Source organism: Streptomyces sp. ASQP_92 (genome assembly GCF_025399895.1).
Taxonomy (GTDB): Bacteria; Actinomycetota; Actinomycetes; order Streptomycetales; family Streptomycetaceae; genus Streptomyces.
On the sequence record NZ_JAODUA010000024.1, the window covers coordinates 59,363 to 78,158 of the forward strand.

The following is an 18,796-nucleotide window of genomic DNA, read 5'->3' on the forward strand; positions in this document are numbered from 1 at the left end:
AGTCAGCAGGATCGAGTTCACCGAAGGACTGACGCATGACCGGTATGGCCGCCCGCTACCTCTATCTCACGCGCCACGGCGAGGCGTTGCCCGACGAGAGCGGCCTGACGGAGGCGGGGCGCCGCCAGGCAGCGCTGTTGGGGGAGCGGCTGCGGACGGTCCCGCTGACGGCGATCCACCATGGGCCGCTCAACCGTGCCCAGCAGACCGCACACCTGGTCGCTGAACAGCTCGACGGCGTCCCTCTGCGCTGTTCCGACGCGGCCGGCGACTACGTCCCGTACCTGCCGACACGCGAGGAACTCCCGCCGGAGGCGGCCGACGCCTGGATCGGGTTCCTCGACCCGTGGACCGCCGAGGAACGCGAACAGGGGCCCGTCCTCGCGTCGGCCGCGCTCGCGCGATTCACCGGCCCCGTGAACGGCGACGTACCGCGCCACGAGCTTGTCGTCACCCACAACTTCCTCGCGGGCTGGCTGATCCGAGCCGCCCTCGACGCGCCGAAGTGGCGATGGCTGGGCATCAACCACGCCAACGCGGCCCTGACCGTCATCCGCTACTCCCCCGACCGCCCCCCGGCCATCCTCCTCTTCAACGACACCGGCCACCTCCCCACCGACCTCCGCTGGACGGGCTTCCCGCAGGAACTCCATGTGTGAGGACGCGGTTGAACCGACACAGCAGCCGCCGGTGCCGGTGTGGGTTCCATCTGTGCCGGACCGTCGACGAACCCGGAGTGTCAGAGCCGCCAAGTAGCCTCCGGTGCATGGGAATTGAGATCGACGTAGTGGTGGCATACCCGATCAACGACGAGATGGAGAGAGCACTCGGACTGGCCGAGGCGGTCGGTGAGCCCGTCCATGTCAGCTTCATAGGGGAGGGGGGCGGAGAGGTGGAGCGCGCCGTGCTGGTGCCCGCGGCCACGCTGGCGTTGTGGGAGCACTGGGCCCCCGACGCGTACCCGGACCCACTCCCGGTCATGGACTCGCACCCGATCGGGCATCCGGGCTCGGACCCGACGAATGACGCTCGGGGCGAGGACCGGGCCGAAACGCCCCAGTCCGGACTGGCCCACCCCGTGGAATACGGCGCGTTCACCCTCTTCCGGCGTCGCGTGGGAGGACGTACGGCCGTCGCCCGTGGCGGGGTTGTGTCCGCCGAGCTCCTGCACCCCGAGGAGGCGCGTTGGCTCGAAGAGCGAGCACGCAAAGTCCGCCAGGGCTTCATGGACCCGAAGCAGCGGGCGGCGTTCGAGGACTTCCTCGCTCGCCAGGCCGACCGGGAGACGACGTAGCCGGCGCACCGGCACAGGCCCTTGGCGGAAGACCCATGCGGCGAATCCCGGATGCTCGGGATGCTCGGGTGCGCCGTCCGGGCGGGCGGGCCTACCGCTGGTCGGGGCGGCCGCTCACGGCGACGGCCGCACCGAGCCCGATCATGGCCAGGCCGCCCGTGCCGCCGATCAGCGCCATCCTGCGAGGAGAACGGCCGAGCCAGGTGCGGGCGGCGGAGGCGGTCAACCCCCAGATGCCGTCGGACGCCAGTTGCAGCAGGGCCCCGGCCGCACCCAGGACGAGCATCTGGAGGGCGGCGTGGCCGGCCTCGCGGTCGACGAACTGCGGCAGCACCGCGGTCAGAAAGACGACACTCTTCGGATTCGTCACCCCGACCGTGAACCCCGCCCACACGGACCTCTGCCCGTCCGAGCGCGGGGCGGCGACGCTCACCGTCCCGGACCGCCCCCGCCAACTCGCCCACAGCGCCTTCGCGCCGAGAACCACGAGGCAGGCGGCCCCAGCCAGCTTGATCGTGTGGAAGACCAGAACCGACCTCTCCACCACGGCTCCGACTCCCAGAGCCACCGCGACAACCAGCACGCATCCGCCCAACGCGTTGCCCAGCACCGACGCCAGCGCCGTCCGCCGGCCATGGGCGAGGGCGCGTCCGACGACGAACAGCACGCTGGGCCCCGGGATGGCGGAGAGAAAGACGGACATGGCGCAGAAGGCCAGCAGCCGGTGGATGTCGATCACGAACGGGATTCTTCCGCTCCCCCGACCCTCGGCACCAGACCGACTTTCGACCTAGGCCGCAGGACCCCGGGCGGCGTCCAGGGGCATGAACTGCCGTGCCCCACAGGCCACTTGGGGCATGGCCCGGGGTCAGGTCGCCGGTCGGATCCGTACGGCCGTCCGCTCTCCGGGTCCGGCGGTCGGGCTGATCCGCACGCCCGTCTCTTCCCCGGGCGCGGCGGCCGGGCGGATCCGTACGACGCCCGTCTTCTGCTGGAGGGCGGCGCGCAACCGGTCGCGCGCCTCGGTCTGGGCGGCGATCCGTTCGTCGAGGACCGCCAGTCGCTGGAGGGCGACCCGCAGCCCGTTGTCCGAGGGTGGCGCGGCGGCCACGTCGCCGTCGAGGCATGGCAGGAATACGCTCACGTCGTCCAGGGTGAGCCCGGCCGCCAGCAGATGGCGGATGTTGCGGACCCGTACCGCGGCCTGTTCGTCGTAGACGCGATAACCGTTGGACGCCCGCTCGGACGAGATCAGTCCTGCCTGCTCGTAATGCCGCAGCGCCCGAGCCGTCGTCCCCGTCTGCCTGGCCAGTTCACCGATCCGCACCGGTCTCACCCCCGGGCCACTTCTATCACGACCGGCGGCCCACCTCCAGGCCGGTGCTGGTGCACCACGGCGGTGCCGCTCGTGGCCCGTTCCGCTCACGCCACGACAGCGCCGCCGTCGACGGGGAGTACCGCTCCGGTGACGAACGACGCTGCGGGTGAGGCGAGTTGGGTGATCGCCCAGGCGACCTCTTCGGGGCGGCCGACGCGACCCAGCGGCGTGTGAGCCACCTGCCACTTCCGTACCTCGGCCCTCCTCGACGGCGTCAGGCCCTGGTGCTCGCCGATGGGGGTGTCGGTCGCACCGGGAGCGACCGCCACGACCCGGACCCCGCGCGGCGCCAGCTCGACCGCCCAACTACGGGTCAGCGTCTCCAGCGCGGTCTTGGACGCCGCGTAGACCGAGTTGCCCGGCCACCCCCGCTGACCCACCGACGTACCGACATTCACGATCACTCCGCCCGACGCCTCCAGAAACGGCAGCGCGGCCTGCGTCAGCAGGACGGGGGCGACAAGATTGGTGGCGAGCTGTGTCGCGATCATCTCCGGCGTCAGCGTGCCGAGAACACCACCGCGCACGATTCCGGCGTTGTTGACCAGCACGTCCAACCGGCCGTACGTCTCCGACACGGCCCGGATGATCCGCTCCGGCTCTCCGTCGGCGGTGATGTCGGCGGGCAGCGGCACGATCCTGTCGTGGCCGGCCGCTGTCTCCTCCAGCGGTTCGCTTCGTCGTCCGACCGCCACCACGTGGGCGCCTTCGGCGGCGAAGGCGCGGGCGGCGGCCCGGCCGATACCCGTTCCGGCGCCGGTGACGACGACGATCCTGCTGTGCCGCGGCGTGTTGCTGTTCCTGGCGATGTGGTCCATGCCCGCCATCCTGAAACCCTGCCGCCAAGGGCAAGGTCAATGCCGGGAGCGGTGAGGACGGTGGTGAGGATGGGGAGCGGCGGGTAAGGGGCGGAGCATGGGATCTCTGAGTTCGCCGGTGTTGTTGGCGTTGTTCGTCGCCAGCGCGGCAGTGATTTGGTACGCGGGCATCAAGCTGTCCGACACGACGGACGTGCTGTCCGAACGGCTGCATCTGGGCAGCGCGCTGGGCGGGCTGATCATGCTGGCCATCGCGACGAACCTGCCCGAGGTCGCCATCACGGCCAGCGCCGCCATGGGGGGTCAGCTCGATGTGGCGGTGGGCAACATCCTGGGCGGCATCGCGCTCCAGACCGTGGTGCTGGTGGTGTTGGACGCCGCCGGGGTGCGCCCGAGGGCCCCGCTGACCCGGCTGGCGGCGAGTCTCGTGCTGGTCCTGGAAGGCGTGCTGGTGATCGTTGTGCTGGCGGTCGTGGTCATGGGCACCCAACTACCCGGCGACCTGTCGTTCGCCCGCGTCGACCCCGCCTCCCTGGCCATCACCGTGCTCTGGATCGTCGGTCTGCTGCTGCTCAACCGGGCGGGCAAGGGCCTGCCGTGGCACGAGGGCGGTGACGCCCCCGGCGCCCAGCCGGAACCGCGGGGCCACTCCAAGGGGAAGAAGGAGAAGTCCGCCTCCGACAAGGGAATCGGCACCACCCGGGCCGCGCTCGTGTTCGGAGCGGCTGCCGTGGCGACGCTGGTGGCCGGTGTGGTCATCGAACGGAGCGGCGAGGAGTTCTTCGGCCGCCAAGGGCTCTCCGGCATCCTGTTCGGCGCCACCGTGCTGGCCGCGGCGACCTCTCTGCCCGAGGTCAGCACCGGCCTGACGTCCACGAAGCTGGGCGACTACCAACTGGCCATCAGTGACATCTTCGGCGGCAACGCGTTCCTGCCGGTGCTGTTCCTGCTGGCCACCCTCATCTCGGGCAAGCCGGTCCTGCCCACCGCCCACCACACCGACATCTACCTGACCGCCCTGGGCGTCGTCCTGACCGCCGTCTACGTCGCAGGCCTGGTCTTCCGGCCGCGGCGGCAGTTCCTCCGCATGGGCGTCGACAGCCTTGCCGTACTGGTCATGTACGCGGCCGGAATCGCCGGGCTCGCCACGATCAGTGGCTGACGTGCGGACAGGCCTCGCCCCGGTCAGTGGTCGACGTGGGGCGAGGCCTCGCCCCGGTCAGTGGCTGACGTGGAGCGAGGCCCCTCCCCGATCAGCGGTCGCGGGTCATGGGCGGCCCGCCGAGAGTGGGGTCACTTCCGCCAGAACAGGTGGTGCGTCACGCCGCTCGGGCTGGGCACGACGTCCAGGTGGAACCGGTCGAGCAACTCATCGGGCGAATCCCACAGCCGTACTCCGGACCCGAGCTTCATCGGCGAGACCGCCACATGCAGGGTGTCCACGAGGTCGGCGTCGAGGAACTCCCGGATCGTGGTGGCCCCGCCGCCGAGCCGGACGTCCTTGCCCTGCGCGGCTTCCCGCGCCTGGGCGAGCACCGTGGCCGGGTCCCCGTCCACGAAGTGGAACGTGGTGTCGGAGAGTGTGACCGAAGGACGCTTGTGGTGGGTCATGACGAATACCGGGGTGTGGAACGGGGGTTCATCGCCCCACCAGCCGCACCACTCGTGGTCCTGCCAGGGCCCGCGCTGGGGCCCGAACTTGTTGCGCCCCATGATCTCGGCGCCGATGTTGCGGGCGTAGTCCCGGGTGAGGTAGTCGTCCAGGCCCCGGCTCCCGCCGGGGTCGGTGCGCATCGGCCAGCTCGCCGTCGCGCCCGCCCAGGCGAACAGGCGCCCGGGGTCGACATGACCGAACGGCCTCTCCAGGGTCTGGTCCTCACCGGCACCGATCCCGTCACTCGAGACATTGAAGTTCTGCACTCTCAACAGCTGAACCATGGGTTCCTCCTGGGGCGACCGTAACGGTGGTGAGACTCCCCGGGCGGGACAAACTCATCGCCGAGTCCGCCACGGTCGGAATTCCCGGCATGTGATGCTCCCCCCAGCGCCGGGGTCCGGTGCGCGCAGGGAGCCGTCGGGACGGATCCTGCCTTCGGCGGCCGGTCGACCACGCCCAGTCCCCGCGTCACCCCTTCGGCGGTCGCGGGCGTGGCAAGCAGAACGGCACATCGGCCGAACTTCCGCGCCGCGGGACGCGGTCGCCGTGCGGGCCGCTTCGCTCACACGTCCGGGTGAGGACGACTCATACCTCTGGGTGAGCGCTGCCGGTTTCCGCGTCGGCCCTGGTCGATCCCGTCTACCGTGAACCGCCGAGTGGTCGCCGCCGACTGCCCGCTTGTCTCATGCTGGAGGGTGCCGGGTGCAGTACCTAGCGTCCCTGTGGAGGCGGCTGCAATACCGGTTCGACAACCTGGTGTCCCGCAGTACGTCCGCTCTCATCGGCTGGCTCCTGCTGATCTGCCTGGCCGCCGTCGTCCCGACGAGCGTGCTGCTCGTGCAGACGGGCCGCCGGCCACCCGCCACCCTCACCGAACAGGCGGTGGCGGTATGGGTGAGCGTCGGACAGACCTTGAAGATCGGTGGCGCGGTCGGCCCACCCCTTTACGTGCTGGCTTCCGTCCTGCTGGCACTGGTGGCGCTGCTGTTCGTCTCCACGCTGGTCAGTCTGATCACCACCGGGATCAACCGCCGGATCATGCGGCTGCGTTTGGGCCACTCCACGGTGCTGGAGGTCGGACACACCGTCGTACTCGGCTGGTCCGACCAGATCTTCCCCGTCGTCGCGGAGCTGGTGTCCGCCAACTCCAACCAGTCGAGAGCCGCCCTCGCGATCCTCGCCCCCAAGGACAAGGTGGAGATGGAGGACGAGATCAGTGCCCGGATCACCACGACCGGCACCACGACCATCGTCTGCCGCAACGGCTGCACCACGGATCCGGCGGTCCTTGCGCGGGTCAGTCCGCACACCGCGAAAGCCGTCCTCGTACTGGCCCCGGGTACGGACGACGGGGATGCCCATGTGGTGAAGACCCTGCTGGCTCTCAACGCACCCGCGCTGGGCGCCGCGGCGGAAAATACCGTACGTCCCGACATCCGTGACCGTGACCGGTCCGGCAGCGGTGCGGGCACCGGCGCGAAGGGGGACGCCGCCGTCGTGGTCGCGGCCGTCCGCGACACGCGGAACCGGCTCACCGCCGCCCTGGCCGCCGGACCGAGGGGACGCGTTCTGGCCGTCGACGACATCGTCGCGCGCCTCCTGGTGCAGACCGCGCGCCAGCCCGGTCTCTCACTCGTCTACCAGGAGCTACTGGATTTCGCGGGTGACGAGTTCTACGCCGTGCCCGCCGACGCACTGGTGGGGCGCACCTTCGGGGAGGCTCTTCTGGCGTACATCACGTCCTCGGTGGTCGGCCTGCTGCGTGCCGACGACAAGGTCGTCCTGAACCCGGACGCCGAGACGACCATCACGGCGGACGACCGGATCATCGTGGTCACCCGCGACGACGACACGGCCGTACTGGAGGACGCCACGCCGTACGTCGACGCGGACGCCTTCGCCACCGCGCCCCCTCGCGCCCCCCGCCCGGAGCGGCTGCTCCTGCTCGGCTGGAACCGTCGCGCTCCCCTCGTCGTCGGCCAGCTCGCCTCGTACGCGAGCGCCGGGACCACGCTGGACATCGTGGCCCTGGAGGACGCCGAGACCACGCGCGTCGCACACGAGGCGGCGGCCCAACAGGGCCCGATCGAGGTGCGGTTGCACTGCGCGGACATCACGGACCCGGTCGTCCTCGAAGCGCTGGACGTGCCGTCCTTCGACGGCGTGATCGTCATCGCCGACCCGGGGAACGTACCGGCCGATCACCTCAACTCCCGCCCGGTCAGGCCGGATGTGGACGACGGGACGCTGGTCACGCTGCTGCATCTACGCGCGATCGAGGAGGCGACGGGTCAGGAGATCTCGCTGACGACGGAGATGTCCGACGACCGCAACCGGCTGCTCGCACCGGCGCGGGAGGGTGCCGACTTCATCGTCAGCGGACGCCTCATCAGCCTTCTCATGTGCCAGATTTCGGAAAGCCCCTATCTGGCTTCTCTCTTCGACGAGTTGTTCACGTCGGAGGGGAACGAGCTGTATCTGAGGCCCGCCACGGACTATGTCCGGCCGGGGGGCGAGGTCACGTTCGCCACCGTCGTCGCCTCGGCGCGGCGCCGCAAGGAGTGCGCCGTCGGCTACCGCCTCCGCGCGCAGTCCACGCGGAGCCCGATGTACGGGGTCCGGCTCAACCCCGACAAGCGGGAGCCGGTGCGGTTGACGGCGGAGGACTGGGTGATCGTGGTCGCCGAGGGCTGAGAGCGGTCCGCGCTGCGGCGCCGACTCGGCTTGGGGTGGGCCGGGTTGGGCTGGGGGGTGGCCTCCGTCGGCCGGGCGACCCACCCAGAAGGATCACTGGGCGCTGCTCATGGGGCGGCGTGCTGGGGCCGGGGGTGCGGGGTGCGGCCCGGGGCGAGGCGGCGGATGGCAGGGTGCGGCGCGACGCCACTGGCGGGCGCAGGGTGCAGCGGATACGGCCGGCGTACGTCCATCGCGCCGCGGCCGACCCCTCACACGAGGGAGAGCCCCCGGGCGCACGCGGCCCCGACGTCTCTCCGAAGCCCGCTGAAACCGCGGTAATGCCCCACTGAAACCGGCGCCGCGCATTGTCTCCCTCAACGCGGCGGACACAGTCGCGGGAGACAACAAACCGAGCCGAGCCGGGCCCGAGTCCAACCGGGCCCGAGTCGAGCCGATCCGAGTCGCAGGAGAACATCATGCAGAAGTTCGCTACCGCCACCCCCATCACCGCCGTCCTCGCGATTCCGGCCGGCCGGGTGCGGATCATCGCCGGTGACCAGGACCACACCACGGTCGAGGTCAAGCCCGTGGACGCGGGCAAGAGCCGGGACGTGAAGGCCGCGGAGCAGACCACGGTCGCCTACGACAACGGCGTCCTGCGCGTCGAATCCCCCATGAGCAACCAGTACTTCGGCCCTTCCGGCAGCCTTGACGTGACGGTGGAGCTGCCCGCCGGTTCCCGTATCGAGGCCAAGGCGGGCAGCGCCGAGTTCCGCACCTCGGGACGCCTGGGCGACGTCACCTTCGACGGAGCGCACGGCACCGCCCACCTCGAAGAGACTGCCGGCCTGCGCCTCACGGTCCAGGTCGCCGACGTCTCGGTGGGCCGTCTGGCCGGAGACAGCCACATCACTGTGGCGAAGGGCGACATCCACATCGCCGAAGCCCACCAAGGCACCCTCACCCTGCGCACCGAGGCCGGCCACATCACCGTCGGCGCCGCTCCCGGGGTCTCCGCGACACTGGACGCGGGCACGTCATACGGCCGTGTCCAGAACGCCCTCCACAACACGGAAGGTGCCGCGCCCCTCCTGAACATCCACGCGACCACGTCCTACGGCGACATCACCGCCCGCGCCCTGTGAGGACGGAGCCGTTCTCTGTGACCGTTTCGTCCACTCAGGCCGCGACTCCGCTCGCGGCCTGCGCGGCCTTGTCAGAGGAGCTCATGGCCGATCGCCCGGATCACGTCGGCAAGCCAGACCAAGTGGTAACCCACGGCCCGGTCCTGGCCAGCAAGGAGAGCCTCCATATGCTGCCATGACTCCGAAAGCTGTCCGATCGTGAGGGTCTGGGGCTCCGCACCCATGTTGTACAGCTCGTCGGCGGGGACAGACCAGAACAGGTCCTCCTTGAGCATCACCGCGGGCCCGGCTGACGATTCAATGTGCCCAAGCGCCGCGTCGAAGGCCCGACGTAGTTGGTCGAGAGGGATCTGTACAGGTTCGGTAGCCACAGGAGACATTTTCGCTCACTCAGGGCGGGCGACGGCATGCCATCGCGTGACTGTGGCCGCGCGTCCCAGTCCGAACGGGGGGTTGAGAGTGGAAGGCGAAGAACGGCGCGCCCCCGCTCAACTACGACGCATCCCGCGCTCGATCCGGTACTGCTCGACGAGTTCCTCGAAGTCCTCGGGGTCGCCCTCGCCTACCAGGACGGGTCGCCCTTCACCTACGAGGGCGCGTACCTGCCGCGCCACCTGTGCGGCTTGGCCGTGGGACGCGTACACGCCCAGGATCAGCGTCGTAGAGGTGTCACCGGGACCGCCGGTCTGCTCGGCAAGGCTGAAGCTCCACGGGATTGGGCACGGCGGCTCGTGGTCGGGGTCCGGACACAGCAGACGCTCCACGGGCTCCTGGAGCCAAATCGCTTCTTCCGTGTCCGCGCAATCCTGGATGCGGATCTCATGGACCCGCGGCTCGGCTCGGTTCGGCGGCACACACCCTCCTCATGCGGTTTCGTCCGGGACACCGTATGGCGTGGGCGTCTTCCGGCGCATCGAGTTGTCCGTCGGGAGGGGTCGGTGCGTGGAGGCGGCTCTCAACTACCGTTCTGCTCAAGGGATATGTGCGCTACTCGCCGAGCCGCAGGGTAGGCGAGCTACACCCACCCGCCCCCAACAGTGTCGGTAGGACCACCCTCCCATTCGGTGTTCAGGCCCAGAGACGGGGTGCGCTGCGCGCAGCAGAATTCAGGTCGCCGGATCAGTGAGCAGCCCATCATCCGGGCCAACGACCCCAGGGGGACGAGCATGAACGAAACCTTCGCCAGGCGCCTGACAGGACTCGCCGGCATCGCGACGGCGGCCGCCTTCATCGTGGAAGTGCCCCTGTACTTCCTCTACTCCGGTCCGCCGCCGGACTCCAACGTCCTTGCCAGGCTGCTGATCGGGATCCTCGCGCTGGCGTTCCTGATCGTCTTCGTGACGGCTTTCCGCGAACTGGTCAAAGCCGCGAACCCGGCCTACGAGTGGGTCGGCACGATGGCCTTCGCCACCGGAATCGTCTACGCGACGATCGTCCTGGTCTCCAGCGGACTGGAAGCCGGCGCCGTCATAGCCGCCGACCACCCGATCGATCCGACCATCACGGTCAGCGGCACTTACATCCTCTACGGGTCCACCAGCCGGCTCATGCTGGCGCTGTTCCTGACCGCCCTGGGCTACGGAGTCTCTCGTACGCACCTGCTGCCGCGCTGGACCGGCCGCTCGGCCTTCCTCCTCGCGGGGATCAACCTGTTGTTCGTGCCGTCACTGTTCTTCGGCAACGACCCCGCGCACTTCTACGCGGCGAACGGCTGGGGCACCACCGCCCTGATGGGCGCGATCTTCAGCTACTGGATGCTGGCCCTGGGCGTCTCCACCTACCGCAGCGCCGCACGACGGATCCCCGTAGACTCGCCGGCCCCCCCAGCGCTGGCGCCTCTGACTCCGCGGCACTGACTCTTCCGGCGTCGGCCCTGGCCCCAGAGCCGACGGCGTCATCGCCTCCGCGTTAGCTGTCGGTGAGACGGTATTCTCCACTCACCTGGCCCATCTTCGATGCGGCAACTACCCGCGCTGAACGGGTAGTTGAGCACGAGGCCCTCCGGAGTGATTCCTCATCGGTACGCCTGTGGCACCCGAGCGCGGCGAGGCCGAAGGCCGGCCCCGCCATGGGATCACTGTTCCGGATGCGGCCGGGGGAGTCAGGCCGGCGTATGACCCGCTTCCCCCACGCGCAGGAGGCACGGTCCCCCTGGCACCGGTCAAGCCTGGACGGTGGGCCGAACGTTGATCTCCCCGATCTCGACATCACCGGGCTGCTCGATGGCGAAAGCCACCGCGCGGGCAACCGCCGCCGGGGGGAGGCCCATCGCGTTCATGTTCCTGCGCGTCCGCTCACGCAAGTGGGGGTCCGCCATGGAGTCGGCGAGATCGGTGCGGACATATCCCGGCGAGATGGCCGTCGTACGCAGCACTCCATCCGTGGACTCCGCCCGCAAGCCCTCGTGCACGGTGCGTACCGCGTTCTTGGTCGCGGCGTAGACGGCCATCGAGGGAGACACGGACAGGCCGGCCACCGACACGATGCTGACCAGGTGGCCCGAGCCCTGCTTCCGGAAGACGGGCAGTGCGGCGGCGACACCGTTGAGCATGCCGCGCAGGTTCACATCGATCATCGCCGACCATCCCTCGGTGTCGAGGTCGGCAAGCGGGCTGATCGGCGCGATGCCGGCGTTGTTCACCAGCACATCGAGCCGGCCGTACTCATCGATCGCGGTGGAGACCAGGCGTCGCAGGTCCTCGGCCTTGGTGACGTCGACGACGCGCCAGACCGCCCGGCCGCCCTCCTCCCGGATGTCCTTCGCTGTCGCGTCGATGCGCTCGCCGCGGCGTGCCGAGAGGACGACCGCGGCGCCGCGCCGGGCGAGCAGGCGGGCCGTGGCTTCGCCGATGCCGCCGCTCGCACCTGTGATGGCCACGATCTTGTCGTGAAGAGAGACCACTGCTGCCCCCAGGGAAGATAAAGTGGACACGTGTCCGCCAGGTGGTCGACTGTAGCGGACACGTGTCCACTTGTCAGGTGTGAACGTCAGGAGAGGTCTATGAGCGCACCGGCGCGCCGTCCGGATGCGGCACAGAATCGAACCCGCATCGTGGAGGCTGCCCGGGCGGCCCTCGCCGAGTCGGAGCATGTACGCCTCAACGACATCGCCAAGCGGGCCGGCGTAGGGCAGGGGACGCTCTACCGGAACTTTCCCAATCGCGAAGCGCTGCTCGCCGAGGTCTACCGGCGCGATGTCGACGGACTCGTCGCCGCCGCCTCCGACCTGCTGGCGGCACATGAGCCCGTACAGGCCTTGCGCCGCTGGCTCGACCGGGTCATCGACTATGCCGAGATCAAACGCGGCGTCCTGGCAGCGCTCGAACCGGCGGCATGGCAGGACCTTGTCGCCCACAGCCACAACCCCATCGAGGGCGCGCTCGGCCGGCTGCTGGACGCTGCGAAGGAGGCCGGTTCCATCCGTACGGATGTGGACGCACGCGGGGTCCTGCTCCTCATCGCCTACCTCGGTCGCGTGGACCACGACGAGTGGGACGACGTGGCAAGGCCGCTCATGGATGTGATCTTCGACGGGCTTCGCCGCCAAGACGCGGATGGGTGAGGGTGGTTGGGCCGAGGCTCGGCCTATCTGAGTCGGGCTCAGGGCCGCGTGCTGCGAACGGCCTTCGCGGCGTGGAGTGCGTGGCCGGACAAGTGTCCTCTGGCTTCCCCAACTGACCTGGCGACAAAGGGTACTTGCGCCGTACTGATGCGGAGTGCCGGACGGTCCGCGTGCACACCGTGGCCGACTGGTCTCGGGGATGACCGAGGCGTGCGGAGGTGACCCCGGGACGGGTCGCGAGCCCGGGCGCGTGGCGTCGTGTTCTCCACGCCCCGTGGTCACCGCGAGTGCCTCTGCCCTCGGCTCCCGTTCCATGCCAGGGTCATGAACACCCCAACGAAAGGGCATGCTCGTGGCAAAACACCGCATCACCGGCTTCGGCTTCGGTGCTCTCGTAGCCGCCTTCGTTCTCGCGTTCACGGTCGCCGTCCCCACTTCCGCCCAGGCCGCCGCCCCCTGCAAAGGGCCTCAGTGCAACGGTCTCCTCCCCGAGCAGGGAGGGTGCGCCGATGGCGCGGGGACGCTGGATTCGAGGACGCTGGCCGGTGCCACTGTGCTCCTGCGCTATAACGCGACCTGCCGGGCGGCCTGGGTGAAGGTGGTCGGGCCGGTCGGCACGATCGGCACCGTCGCCAACACCGCGAACCCGCAGAACACGTACCAGACCAGGATCGACCGCGGCAGTGACGCCCATTCGCAAATGGTCAACGACATGGGCATCAGGGCTGCCGCCTGCATGACCGTTCCCGGCGCCGGGACGGTGTGCACCGACTGGAAGTGAGCGGGGCGAAGGCCTCCGTGGACGGGTGGTCAGTGGGGGCCGGGGTCTTGTGGAGGGAGGGCGATCGAGGCGTCAATCGCCGCCATGCTCCAGCCCCGGCCGACCCCAGCCCTCGCTGATCGTTTACGCGTCGCCGCCCACCCGGCACCCGCCCGAGGCAGAGCGCGGCAGCAGACCACACCGGTCGCAGAACTCGCGACGGCCCCGCCCTCGCGAGGACATCGCGAAGACGGGGCTGTACCGAGCGGGATGCGTGACCGTCAGTGGCAGAAGTGGGACCCGCCGAGGTCGAATCCGGCTTCCTTGTTGTAGTTGTCCCAGTTCTTGTCCACCACACCATCCAGACCGCCGACGATGCTGAGGTTGCCGGCCATGCCCTGGCTGGTGGCGCCGCCGCCGCAACCGTCGTGGTCGTTGTCGTGGTCGTGCGCGAAGGCGGTGCCGGTCGCGCCCAACAGGGCGGTCGCGGTCAGAGCGGTGGCGGCCAATACGGTACCGATACGCATGGGAATCCTTCCCTCATGACGAACATGCGGACGATAGGAGATCCCCGTTGCGGACCGTTCCCACAGGGGCGACGGCAAGACTCCACCCAAACGGCGGGACGTACTCACCACCTCGCACGAAACGGGACGGTGGATGTCCCGCCGAACGGCCGACGTCACGGATGGCTCAGCGGAAACGAGGCCACAGCCGAACCCGCCCCCACCCCGACCCCCGCACCCAGACCCGGCTCGGCCGGCAACTCGGCGGTAGCCCATCTGCTCACGTACACGCTCCCGGCGCTGGAGGAGTCGGCGCCGGGCCCAGTGGTCACGCGGACGGCGAGAGCTGTTCGCGCACCCACGCGGGGTCGGGGTGGGTGTGCGAGCGACCCGCCACGACGACGGTGGGCACGGTCTCGTTGCCGTCGTTGGCCGCTCGCACCGCCGCGGCCCCGGCGGGATCACGCCAGATGTTGACCCAGTGCAACTGGCGGGCACTGCGCCCCAATCGGATACGCAACCGGATGCAGTACTGACAGCCCGGCCGCCAGAAGACGACGGGTCGGCCGTCGGCCTCGCTGCGGCGCTGCGCCTCCAACGCGCCGACCGACCCCGGAAAGATCAGAGGCGAGCTCACGCCCGCGAGCAGCACGAACAGCAGCAGGACTGCCGTAGCCGTACCAGGGGCCCCGCGGGAGATCGGCCCGGCCGCAAAGGCCATCCCGCAGAGGACCAGCAGTACCGGCAACGTCCAGGCGCGCATCATGAACATGAAGGCTACCGAGTCGAAATCCTCCTCCGGGCGGGCCGAGCCCTGGCCTTCACTCTCCTGGGATCCTCACTCCTGGGTCCTCAGCAGAGGCTGTTTCCCCCGTTCCCCCTCGTCAGCTCAGTTGCTCGGCCAGCGCGAGGATGATTCCGCTCGGCCCGCGGAGGTAACAGAGCAGGTAGCTGTCCTCGAAGCGGGTCACTTCGCCGAGGAGTTCGGCGCCGTGTGGGCGCAGGCGGGCCAGGGTGTCCTCGATGTCGTCGACGGCGAACATGACGCGATGCAGGCCCAGCGTGTTCGCCGGAGTGATCGCCGGCTCGGGGGTGATCGCCGCAGGGCTGTGGTACTTCGCGAGCTCGAGCCTCCCCGGCGCGTCCGGGATCCGCATCATCGCGATCTCGGTTCGCATGTCGTCGAACCCGACGACGCTTCCCGCCCAAGCTCCTTCGATCGGCATCCTGCCTTCCAGCTCCATGCCGAGTTCGGTGAAGAAGGCGACGGCGGCGTCCAGGTCGTCGACGACGATGCCTACGTTGTCCATGCGCTGAATGGTCATGCCGCCCACGATAGGGGCGGGGTCTGACAACGGAGGCCGAGTCGGCCTTCGCGCCCGTCGCGCGTCCACCTTCTGGGCTGCTCGCCATCGGTACGGAGGGCCGCCGCAGATCGGCGTAGCGCTGTTGCTGACAACTGGCGTCTGGCGCAGGTGAGTTGGAGGTAGGAGTGCCGCGGGGGAGGGATCTTCTGGCGGTGACGGGGCGGCTGGCCCCGCGCCGGGGAAGCGAGGGATAGGCGGGGCCGAGCAGGCTCCCGCCAGGGACGTGTCCGACCCAGCCTCTACCGTGTGGGCATGGTTGATCCCACCACCCTGCCGCCCTCCCTCCGCCCGCTCTTCCCCGACGGGACCGCCGAGCAGTACTCGCTGGCGACTCCACTACCGCCGGGTCGGCTGATCGTCCCGGCGAAATCCGACGGGGACGCCCCGGTCATGTGGCTGAGCGACGGACCGGCGCCGCCCGGTCTTTGGGAGAAACTCCAGCAGGAGCACGCGCGGTCGGGGCTGTGGCCGTTGCTTCTGACCCACCCGGCGAACGACCCCGACTTCCGCCCCTGGGCCACCGGCGAACTCGCCCCGGGCCAGTCGTCCTCGCCCGCCTCCCACGACCCCGAAGCCGTCCTGCGGGGCTGGTGGAACTCCTTGGCCGAGGCCCACCCCGACGATCCGCAGGAAGCGGCGGAGCGACTTCAGATGCTGGAGCCGTACGGTGCCGACTGGCCCGGTCCGGCGCCCTCCCCGCACCCGCCGGTAGGGGAGGCTCCGGCCGAGGCCGCGGTCGCCGTGGCTCGCTGGCTGCTGCATCACGACCCCGGGCTGCGGATCGGACTCGTCCGCGCGGACAGTGGCGCTGAAGCGCCGGCCGCCTGCGGATGGACCGGAGCGGCCGGTCATGCGGACACCGGGGCGATCACCGCGGTTCTGCGCAGTTGGGAGCAGCGGTACGGCGCCCGCGTCGTCGAAGTCGGCCTCGACGGCCTGCGGATGAGCGTGACGGCGCGGCCGGATGACGTGGACGAGGCCCTGCCCGTGGCGGCCGAGCACGTCGCGTTCTGCCCCGACAACGTCTTTCGCGGCACTGAGAGTCTCACCGACTACGCCGAGGAACTTGTCGAGGAGAAGTGCTGGTCGTTCTGGTGGCACTGACGGATCGTCGTGGAGCCCGCCGAGCCGTCGCGTACGTGCGTCAAGGACGGCAGGGGGGAGAGGCGGGCCGCGTGGTTCCTGGGCGGGGAGGTGTGCGGCTGGACAGGGAAACGGTCTGTGCCGAGCGGATCCGCTCCGCCGGGCATTCGCCCGGGAAGATCACCCGTTTCGGTAGTCCTTGGTAGACCACCCTCCTGGTCCGGGTAATCCCCGGAGGACCCACCACCGAACCGCTGGAGAAACCATGCGCATTCGTTCCGTACTCGCCGCCGCGGTATTCGCCGCCGTGACCACCCTTGTCGCGGCGCCCATCGCCACCGCCGCCGACAACCCCGGCACGTTCCTCTACCAGCAGGGCGAGCGGACCGGTGCTTCCGTCGGTCACGGGGCTGTGCACACGGGCAGCGAGGGCTTCACGAACATCAAGTTCACGTGGTAAGGCCGACGTAGCGCTGGGGCCCCGGTGCGGTGCGCCGGGGCCCCGTCACGTCGGGCTCCTGCTGATGTACGGTCGGGTCCGCCCGGCCCTGGACCGCACCACCGGCCCCTCACCGGTGCGCGCATCGTGCGTACTCCGACGCATCCGTAACGTCTTCGCCGAGCAGGAGCGCGGCGACCGCCTCCGGCGCTTCACGCATGGCGTTGTGTGCGGTCGGCAGGTCGTGGACCAGCCAGGCGGGATCGGCCTGTAGTCGGGTGTGGAGGTCGGCGAACGGCGTCCGCTCCTCCCACCCCGAGCAGTAGACGAACTCCCGACGGGGAACCTCGTCGAACCTCCCCGTGAGACGAATCTCCTGCAGCAGCGAGCCCAGGGGATGGGGACGGCGGCGGGGATCGCCGCCGGCGGGCGGTTGGACGGCGTAGCCGGTGGGCGCAGCGCCCGCGGTGAACGATTGCCGGTAGCCGTCGGACGTCGACGACCAACAGGAGTCGCCGTCGCGCGGCACATAGGCGTCGAGGTGTACCAGTCGCGAGATCCGGCCCGCGGCGCGATCCGCAGCGGCGGCGATCACCATCCCGCCGTAACTGTGCCCGACCAGCGTCGCGTTGGTGAGGTGGGTGCGGTCGAGGAGACGGAGTACGTCGTCTGCGTGTGTGTCGAGATTGGCGGTCGCGATGGTCGCGATGTCGTCGTCCGGTCGCAGACCCGTCAGGGTCACAGCGTGCACGGTGTGACCGGCACGCTCCAGGAGCGGAACGACCGCTTCGAAAGCCCATGAGCCGTGCCAGGCGCCCGGCACCAGGATGAACGTCGCCATGTGTCTCCCCTTCTCTCAAGCCGAGGCATCGAGACGCGCTGCCCATATGACATGGGGCTCGCCCGAGTGCTCTCCGCGCGGCTGAAGTCCGCGCCATATGAAGGAAGTTGACCAGAACCCCGGTGTGGCTCGGTAGCGATAGGATGCCAACTGATGCCTGTTCGCCGCCAACCTTCGCCGAGTACCGGCGCGACGTCGGAGATATGGCCCTCCGGTGGTCGCCACCTCTGGCCGTCCGGCGAGGCGAGCGCCGTCCAGTCGCACGCGCGCGGACACCTGGTGTACGCGGCCAGTGGCGTCTTGACCGTCCACACCGAGGGCGGGACATCGGTCGCCCCCGCCAACCGGGTCGCCTGGACGCCCGCCGACTTCACGCACTACCACCGGGCCCATGGCGACACCGACATGCGGATCGTCTTTCTCGCGCCGTCCCTCGCCCGGCTCCTGCCCGACCGTCCCGCCGTCTTCCTGGCCTCCGGCCTGGCCCGCGAAGCCCTCCTCGCCCTGACCGGCCCCCGTGACGACAACTCGGGTGCAGAGGAGCCCAGTTACCGCCGCTCCGCACGCTCCCGCCTCCTGCGAGTCCTGGTCGACGAACTCCGCGAGGCCCACGAGCAGCCATTGCACCTGCCCGAACCGAGAGACGATCGGCTCCAAGCCATTGCCCGGATGCTGTACGAGACGCCGGGGGACACCGCCACGCTGGCCGAACTCGGGAAACGGATCGGAGCCGGCACCCGCACCCTCAGCCGCCTGTTCCACGACGAACTCGGCATGACCTTCTATGAGTGGCGTACGCAGCTACGCATCTGCCACGCCCTCGTTCTGCTCGCCGACGGCCACGACACCACGCACACCGCCTACGCGTGTGGGTGGGCCAACCCCAGCGGGTTCATCGCGGCATTCACGAACATCATCGGAACGACCCCGGGGCGCTACCGGAAGAGCGGTCGGCCCACCGCGTGAGGCCGAGCGCGGGGGCCTCTCGATGGGGTGCTGGGGTGGTGGGGATTCCTTTGATTCGGGGGTGGTGTGTGGCGGGGGCCACGCCTCTTGAAGGGTGTGAATGGTAGCAATCTGTGACATTCGGGCGTTTTTGGGGTGAGGCGGCCCACAGGTCGGAGGTCACATACGGTCGGTGTTAGTGGGTGGGGGTTGGTGGTGGGGTGGGGTGGGTGTGGGGTCTGGCCTGGGGTGATGGGTGGTTGTGTGGTGGGGCGGAGGTCCTTTGGCGGGGGGTGGGGTAGTAGGTGGGGGGCGTTGCCAGGGG

22 protein-coding genes are annotated in these 18,796 nt (G+C 69.7%); 11 read left to right on the forward strand and 11 right to left on the reverse strand.

What is annotated here, in order from left to right:
* Positions 1-35 precede the first annotated feature (35 nt).
* Both N4G70_RS32655 and N4G70_RS32660 read left to right on the forward strand, forming a co-directional pair.
* Entirely contained in the window at positions 36-659 is a 624-nt protein-coding gene (locus tag N4G70_RS32655; protein ID WP_261716404.1) for a histidine phosphatase family protein, read from the forward strand.
* Between the two features lie 107 nt (positions 660-766).
* A complete protein-coding gene (locus N4G70_RS32660; protein ID WP_261716405.1) occupies positions 767-1,294 on the forward strand; it encodes a hypothetical protein in 528 nt (175 codons plus the stop codon).
* A 91-nt stretch (positions 1,295-1,385) separates the two neighbouring features.
* On the opposite strand, the gene N4G70_RS32665 is transcribed toward N4G70_RS32660, so the two are convergent.
* The 3 genes from N4G70_RS32665 to N4G70_RS32675 all read right to left on the reverse strand — a co-directional run bounded on the left by N4G70_RS32665 (position 1,386) and on the right by N4G70_RS32675 (position 3,499).
* A complete protein-coding gene (locus N4G70_RS32665) occupies positions 1,386-2,033 on the reverse strand; it encodes a LysE family translocator (protein ID WP_261716406.1) in 648 nt (215 codons plus the stop codon).
* A gap of 129 nt (positions 2,034-2,162) precedes the next feature.
* The gene (locus tag N4G70_RS32670) at positions 2,163-2,621 is read right to left on the reverse strand and encodes a MerR family transcriptional regulator (protein ID WP_261716407.1); all 459 of its coding nucleotides are present in this window, start codon (positions 2,619-2,621) and stop codon (positions 2,163-2,165) included.
* A 95-nt stretch (positions 2,622-2,716) separates the two neighbouring features.
* A complete protein-coding gene (locus N4G70_RS32675) occupies positions 2,717-3,499 on the reverse strand; it encodes an SDR family NAD(P)-dependent oxidoreductase (protein WP_261716408.1) in 783 nt (260 codons plus the stop codon).
* Positions 3,500-3,587: 88 nt separating this feature from the next.
* Here N4G70_RS32675 and N4G70_RS32680 point away from each other — a divergent pair, with 88 nt between their 5' ends.
* The gene (locus tag N4G70_RS32680; RefSeq protein WP_261716409.1) at positions 3,588-4,652 is read left to right on the forward strand and encodes a sodium:calcium antiporter; all 1,065 of its coding nucleotides are present in this window, start codon (positions 3,588-3,590) and stop codon (positions 4,650-4,652) included.
* 131 nt (positions 4,653-4,783) lie between these two features.
* On the opposite strand, the gene N4G70_RS32685 is transcribed toward N4G70_RS32680, so the two are convergent.
* Positions 4,784-5,428 (reverse strand): dihydrofolate reductase family protein, encoded by a 645-nt coding sequence (locus N4G70_RS32685; protein WP_261716410.1) that lies wholly within the window; start codon positions 5,426-5,428, stop codon positions 4,784-4,786.
* A 421-nt stretch (positions 5,429-5,849) separates the two neighbouring features.
* Here N4G70_RS32685 and N4G70_RS32690 point away from each other — a divergent pair, with 421 nt between their 5' ends.
* On the forward strand, positions 5,850-7,841 hold the full coding sequence (locus tag N4G70_RS32690; RefSeq protein WP_261716411.1) for a CASTOR/POLLUX-related putative ion channel: 1,992 nt from the start codon (positions 5,850-5,852) through the stop codon (positions 7,839-7,841).
* 458 nt (positions 7,842-8,299) lie between these two features.
* On the forward strand, positions 8,300-8,968 hold the full coding sequence (locus tag N4G70_RS32695; RefSeq protein ID WP_261716412.1) for a DUF4097 domain-containing protein: 669 nt from the start codon (positions 8,300-8,302) through the stop codon (positions 8,966-8,968).
* A gap of 71 nt (positions 8,969-9,039) precedes the next feature.
* Here N4G70_RS32695 and N4G70_RS32700 read toward each other — a convergent pair whose 3' ends face one another.
* Together N4G70_RS32700 and N4G70_RS32705 are read right to left on the reverse strand one after the other, a co-directional pair.
* A complete protein-coding gene (locus N4G70_RS32700; protein ID WP_261716413.1) occupies positions 9,040-9,339 on the reverse strand; it encodes a hypothetical protein in 300 nt (99 codons plus the stop codon).
* A 117-nt stretch (positions 9,340-9,456) separates the two neighbouring features.
* Positions 9,457-9,822: a hypothetical protein gene (locus N4G70_RS32705; RefSeq protein WP_261716414.1), complete on the reverse strand. Its 366-nt coding sequence runs from the start codon at positions 9,820-9,822 to the stop codon at positions 9,457-9,459.
* Positions 9,823-10,134: 312 nt separating this feature from the next.
* Between N4G70_RS32705 and N4G70_RS32710 the strand changes: the two genes are divergently transcribed.
* Positions 10,135-10,824 (forward strand): hypothetical protein, encoded by a 690-nt coding sequence (locus N4G70_RS32710; RefSeq protein ID WP_261716415.1) that lies wholly within the window; start codon positions 10,135-10,137, stop codon positions 10,822-10,824.
* Between the two features lie 305 nt (positions 10,825-11,129).
* Here N4G70_RS32710 and N4G70_RS32715 read toward each other — a convergent pair whose 3' ends face one another.
* Positions 11,130-11,870 (reverse strand): SDR family oxidoreductase, encoded by a 741-nt coding sequence (locus N4G70_RS32715; protein WP_261716416.1) that lies wholly within the window; start codon positions 11,868-11,870, stop codon positions 11,130-11,132.
* 99 nt (positions 11,871-11,969) lie between these two features.
* Here N4G70_RS32715 and N4G70_RS32720 point away from each other — a divergent pair, with 99 nt between their 5' ends.
* Both N4G70_RS32720 and N4G70_RS32725 read left to right on the forward strand, forming a co-directional pair.
* Positions 11,970-12,530: a TetR/AcrR family transcriptional regulator gene (locus tag N4G70_RS32720; RefSeq protein WP_261716417.1), complete on the forward strand. Its 561-nt coding sequence runs from the start codon at positions 11,970-11,972 to the stop codon at positions 12,528-12,530.
* A 346-nt stretch (positions 12,531-12,876) separates the two neighbouring features.
* Entirely contained in the window at positions 12,877-13,311 is a 435-nt protein-coding gene (locus N4G70_RS32725) for a YjfA family protein (RefSeq protein WP_261716418.1), read from the forward strand.
* A 260-nt stretch (positions 13,312-13,571) separates the two neighbouring features.
* On the opposite strand, the gene N4G70_RS32730 is transcribed toward N4G70_RS32725, so the two are convergent.
* The 3 genes from N4G70_RS32730 to N4G70_RS32740 form a co-directional block, all read right to left on the reverse strand.
* Positions 13,572-13,817: a hypothetical protein gene (locus N4G70_RS32730; RefSeq protein WP_261716419.1), complete on the reverse strand. Its 246-nt coding sequence runs from the start codon at positions 13,815-13,817 to the stop codon at positions 13,572-13,574.
* Positions 13,818-14,124: 307 nt separating this feature from the next.
* Positions 14,125-14,562: a glutaredoxin domain-containing protein gene (locus N4G70_RS32735; RefSeq protein ID WP_261716430.1), complete on the reverse strand. Its 438-nt coding sequence runs from the start codon at positions 14,560-14,562 to the stop codon at positions 14,125-14,127.
* Between the two features lie 118 nt (positions 14,563-14,680).
* On the reverse strand, positions 14,681-15,121 hold the full coding sequence (locus tag N4G70_RS32740) for a VOC family protein (protein ID WP_261716420.1): 441 nt from the start codon (positions 15,119-15,121) through the stop codon (positions 14,681-14,683).
* Between the two features lie 294 nt (positions 15,122-15,415).
* Here N4G70_RS32740 and N4G70_RS32745 point away from each other — a divergent pair, with 294 nt between their 5' ends.
* Positions 15,416-16,267 carry a DUF4253 domain-containing protein gene (locus N4G70_RS32745; protein ID WP_261716421.1) on the forward strand — a complete coding sequence of 284 codons (852 nt, stop codon included), beginning with the start codon at positions 15,416-15,418 and terminating at the stop codon, positions 16,265-16,267.
* A 244-nt stretch (positions 16,268-16,511) separates the two neighbouring features.
* Complete coding sequence (locus N4G70_RS32750) at positions 16,512-16,706, forward strand: hypothetical protein (RefSeq protein WP_261716422.1); 195 nt, start codon at positions 16,512-16,514, stop codon at positions 16,704-16,706.
* A 109-nt stretch (positions 16,707-16,815) separates the two neighbouring features.
* Here N4G70_RS32750 and N4G70_RS32755 read toward each other — a convergent pair whose 3' ends face one another.
* Positions 16,816-17,526 carry an alpha/beta fold hydrolase gene (locus N4G70_RS32755; RefSeq protein WP_261716423.1) on the reverse strand — a complete coding sequence of 237 codons (711 nt, stop codon included), beginning with the start codon at positions 17,524-17,526 and terminating at the stop codon, positions 16,816-16,818.
* A gap of 153 nt (positions 17,527-17,679) precedes the next feature.
* Here N4G70_RS32755 and N4G70_RS32760 point away from each other — a divergent pair, with 153 nt between their 5' ends.
* Positions 17,680-18,492 carry an AraC family transcriptional regulator gene (locus N4G70_RS32760; RefSeq protein ID WP_261716424.1) on the forward strand — a complete coding sequence of 271 codons (813 nt, stop codon included), beginning with the start codon at positions 17,680-17,682 and terminating at the stop codon, positions 18,490-18,492.
* Positions 18,493-18,796 lie beyond the last annotated feature (304 nt).

What these genes read in the sequence shown, in the direction of transcription:
- N4G70_RS32660 (WP_261716405.1), top strand. Translation starts at nt 767, where the DNA reads ATGGGAATTGAGATCGACGTAGTGGTGGCATACCCGATCAACGACGAG.
- N4G70_RS32720 (WP_261716417.1), top strand. Translation starts at nt 11,970, where the DNA reads ATGAGCGCACCGGCGCGCCGTCCGGATGCGGCACAGAATCGAACCCGC.
- N4G70_RS32755 (WP_261716423.1), bottom strand. Translation starts at nt 17,526, where the DNA reads ATGGCGACGTTCATCCTGGTGCCGGGCGCCTGGCACGGCTCATGGGCT.
- N4G70_RS32735 (WP_261716430.1), bottom strand. Translation starts at nt 14,562, where the DNA reads ATGATGCGCGCCTGGACGTTGCCGGTACTGCTGGTCCTCTGCGGGATG.
- N4G70_RS32740 (WP_261716420.1), bottom strand. Translation starts at nt 15,121, where the DNA reads ATGACCATTCAGCGCATGGACAACGTAGGCATCGTCGTCGACGACCTG.
- N4G70_RS32745 (WP_261716421.1), top strand. Translation starts at nt 15,416, where the DNA reads ATGGTTGATCCCACCACCCTGCCGCCCTCCCTCCGCCCGCTCTTCCCC.
- N4G70_RS32695 (WP_261716412.1), top strand. Translation starts at nt 8,300, where the DNA reads ATGCAGAAGTTCGCTACCGCCACCCCCATCACCGCCGTCCTCGCGATT.
- N4G70_RS32725 (WP_261716418.1), top strand. Translation starts at nt 12,877, where the DNA reads ATGCTCGTGGCAAAACACCGCATCACCGGCTTCGGCTTCGGTGCTCTC.
- N4G70_RS32710 (WP_261716415.1), top strand. Translation starts at nt 10,135, where the DNA reads ATGAACGAAACCTTCGCCAGGCGCCTGACAGGACTCGCCGGCATCGCG.
- N4G70_RS32750 (WP_261716422.1), top strand. Translation starts at nt 16,512, where the DNA reads ATGCGCATTCGTTCCGTACTCGCCGCCGCGGTATTCGCCGCCGTGACC.
- N4G70_RS32685 (WP_261716410.1), bottom strand. Translation starts at nt 5,428, where the DNA reads ATGGTTCAGCTGTTGAGAGTGCAGAACTTCAATGTCTCGAGTGACGGG.
- N4G70_RS32675 (WP_261716408.1), bottom strand. Translation starts at nt 3,499, where the DNA reads ATGGCGGGCATGGACCACATCGCCAGGAACAGCAACACGCCGCGGCAC.
- N4G70_RS32680 (WP_261716409.1), top strand. Translation starts at nt 3,588, where the DNA reads ATGGGATCTCTGAGTTCGCCGGTGTTGTTGGCGTTGTTCGTCGCCAGC.
- N4G70_RS32760 (WP_261716424.1), top strand. Translation starts at nt 17,680, where the DNA reads ATGCCTGTTCGCCGCCAACCTTCGCCGAGTACCGGCGCGACGTCGGAG.
- N4G70_RS32655 (WP_261716404.1), top strand. Translation starts at nt 36, where the DNA reads ATGACCGGTATGGCCGCCCGCTACCTCTATCTCACGCGCCACGGCGAG.
- N4G70_RS32730 (WP_261716419.1), bottom strand. Translation starts at nt 13,817, where the DNA reads ATGCGTATCGGTACCGTATTGGCCGCCACCGCTCTGACCGCGACCGCC.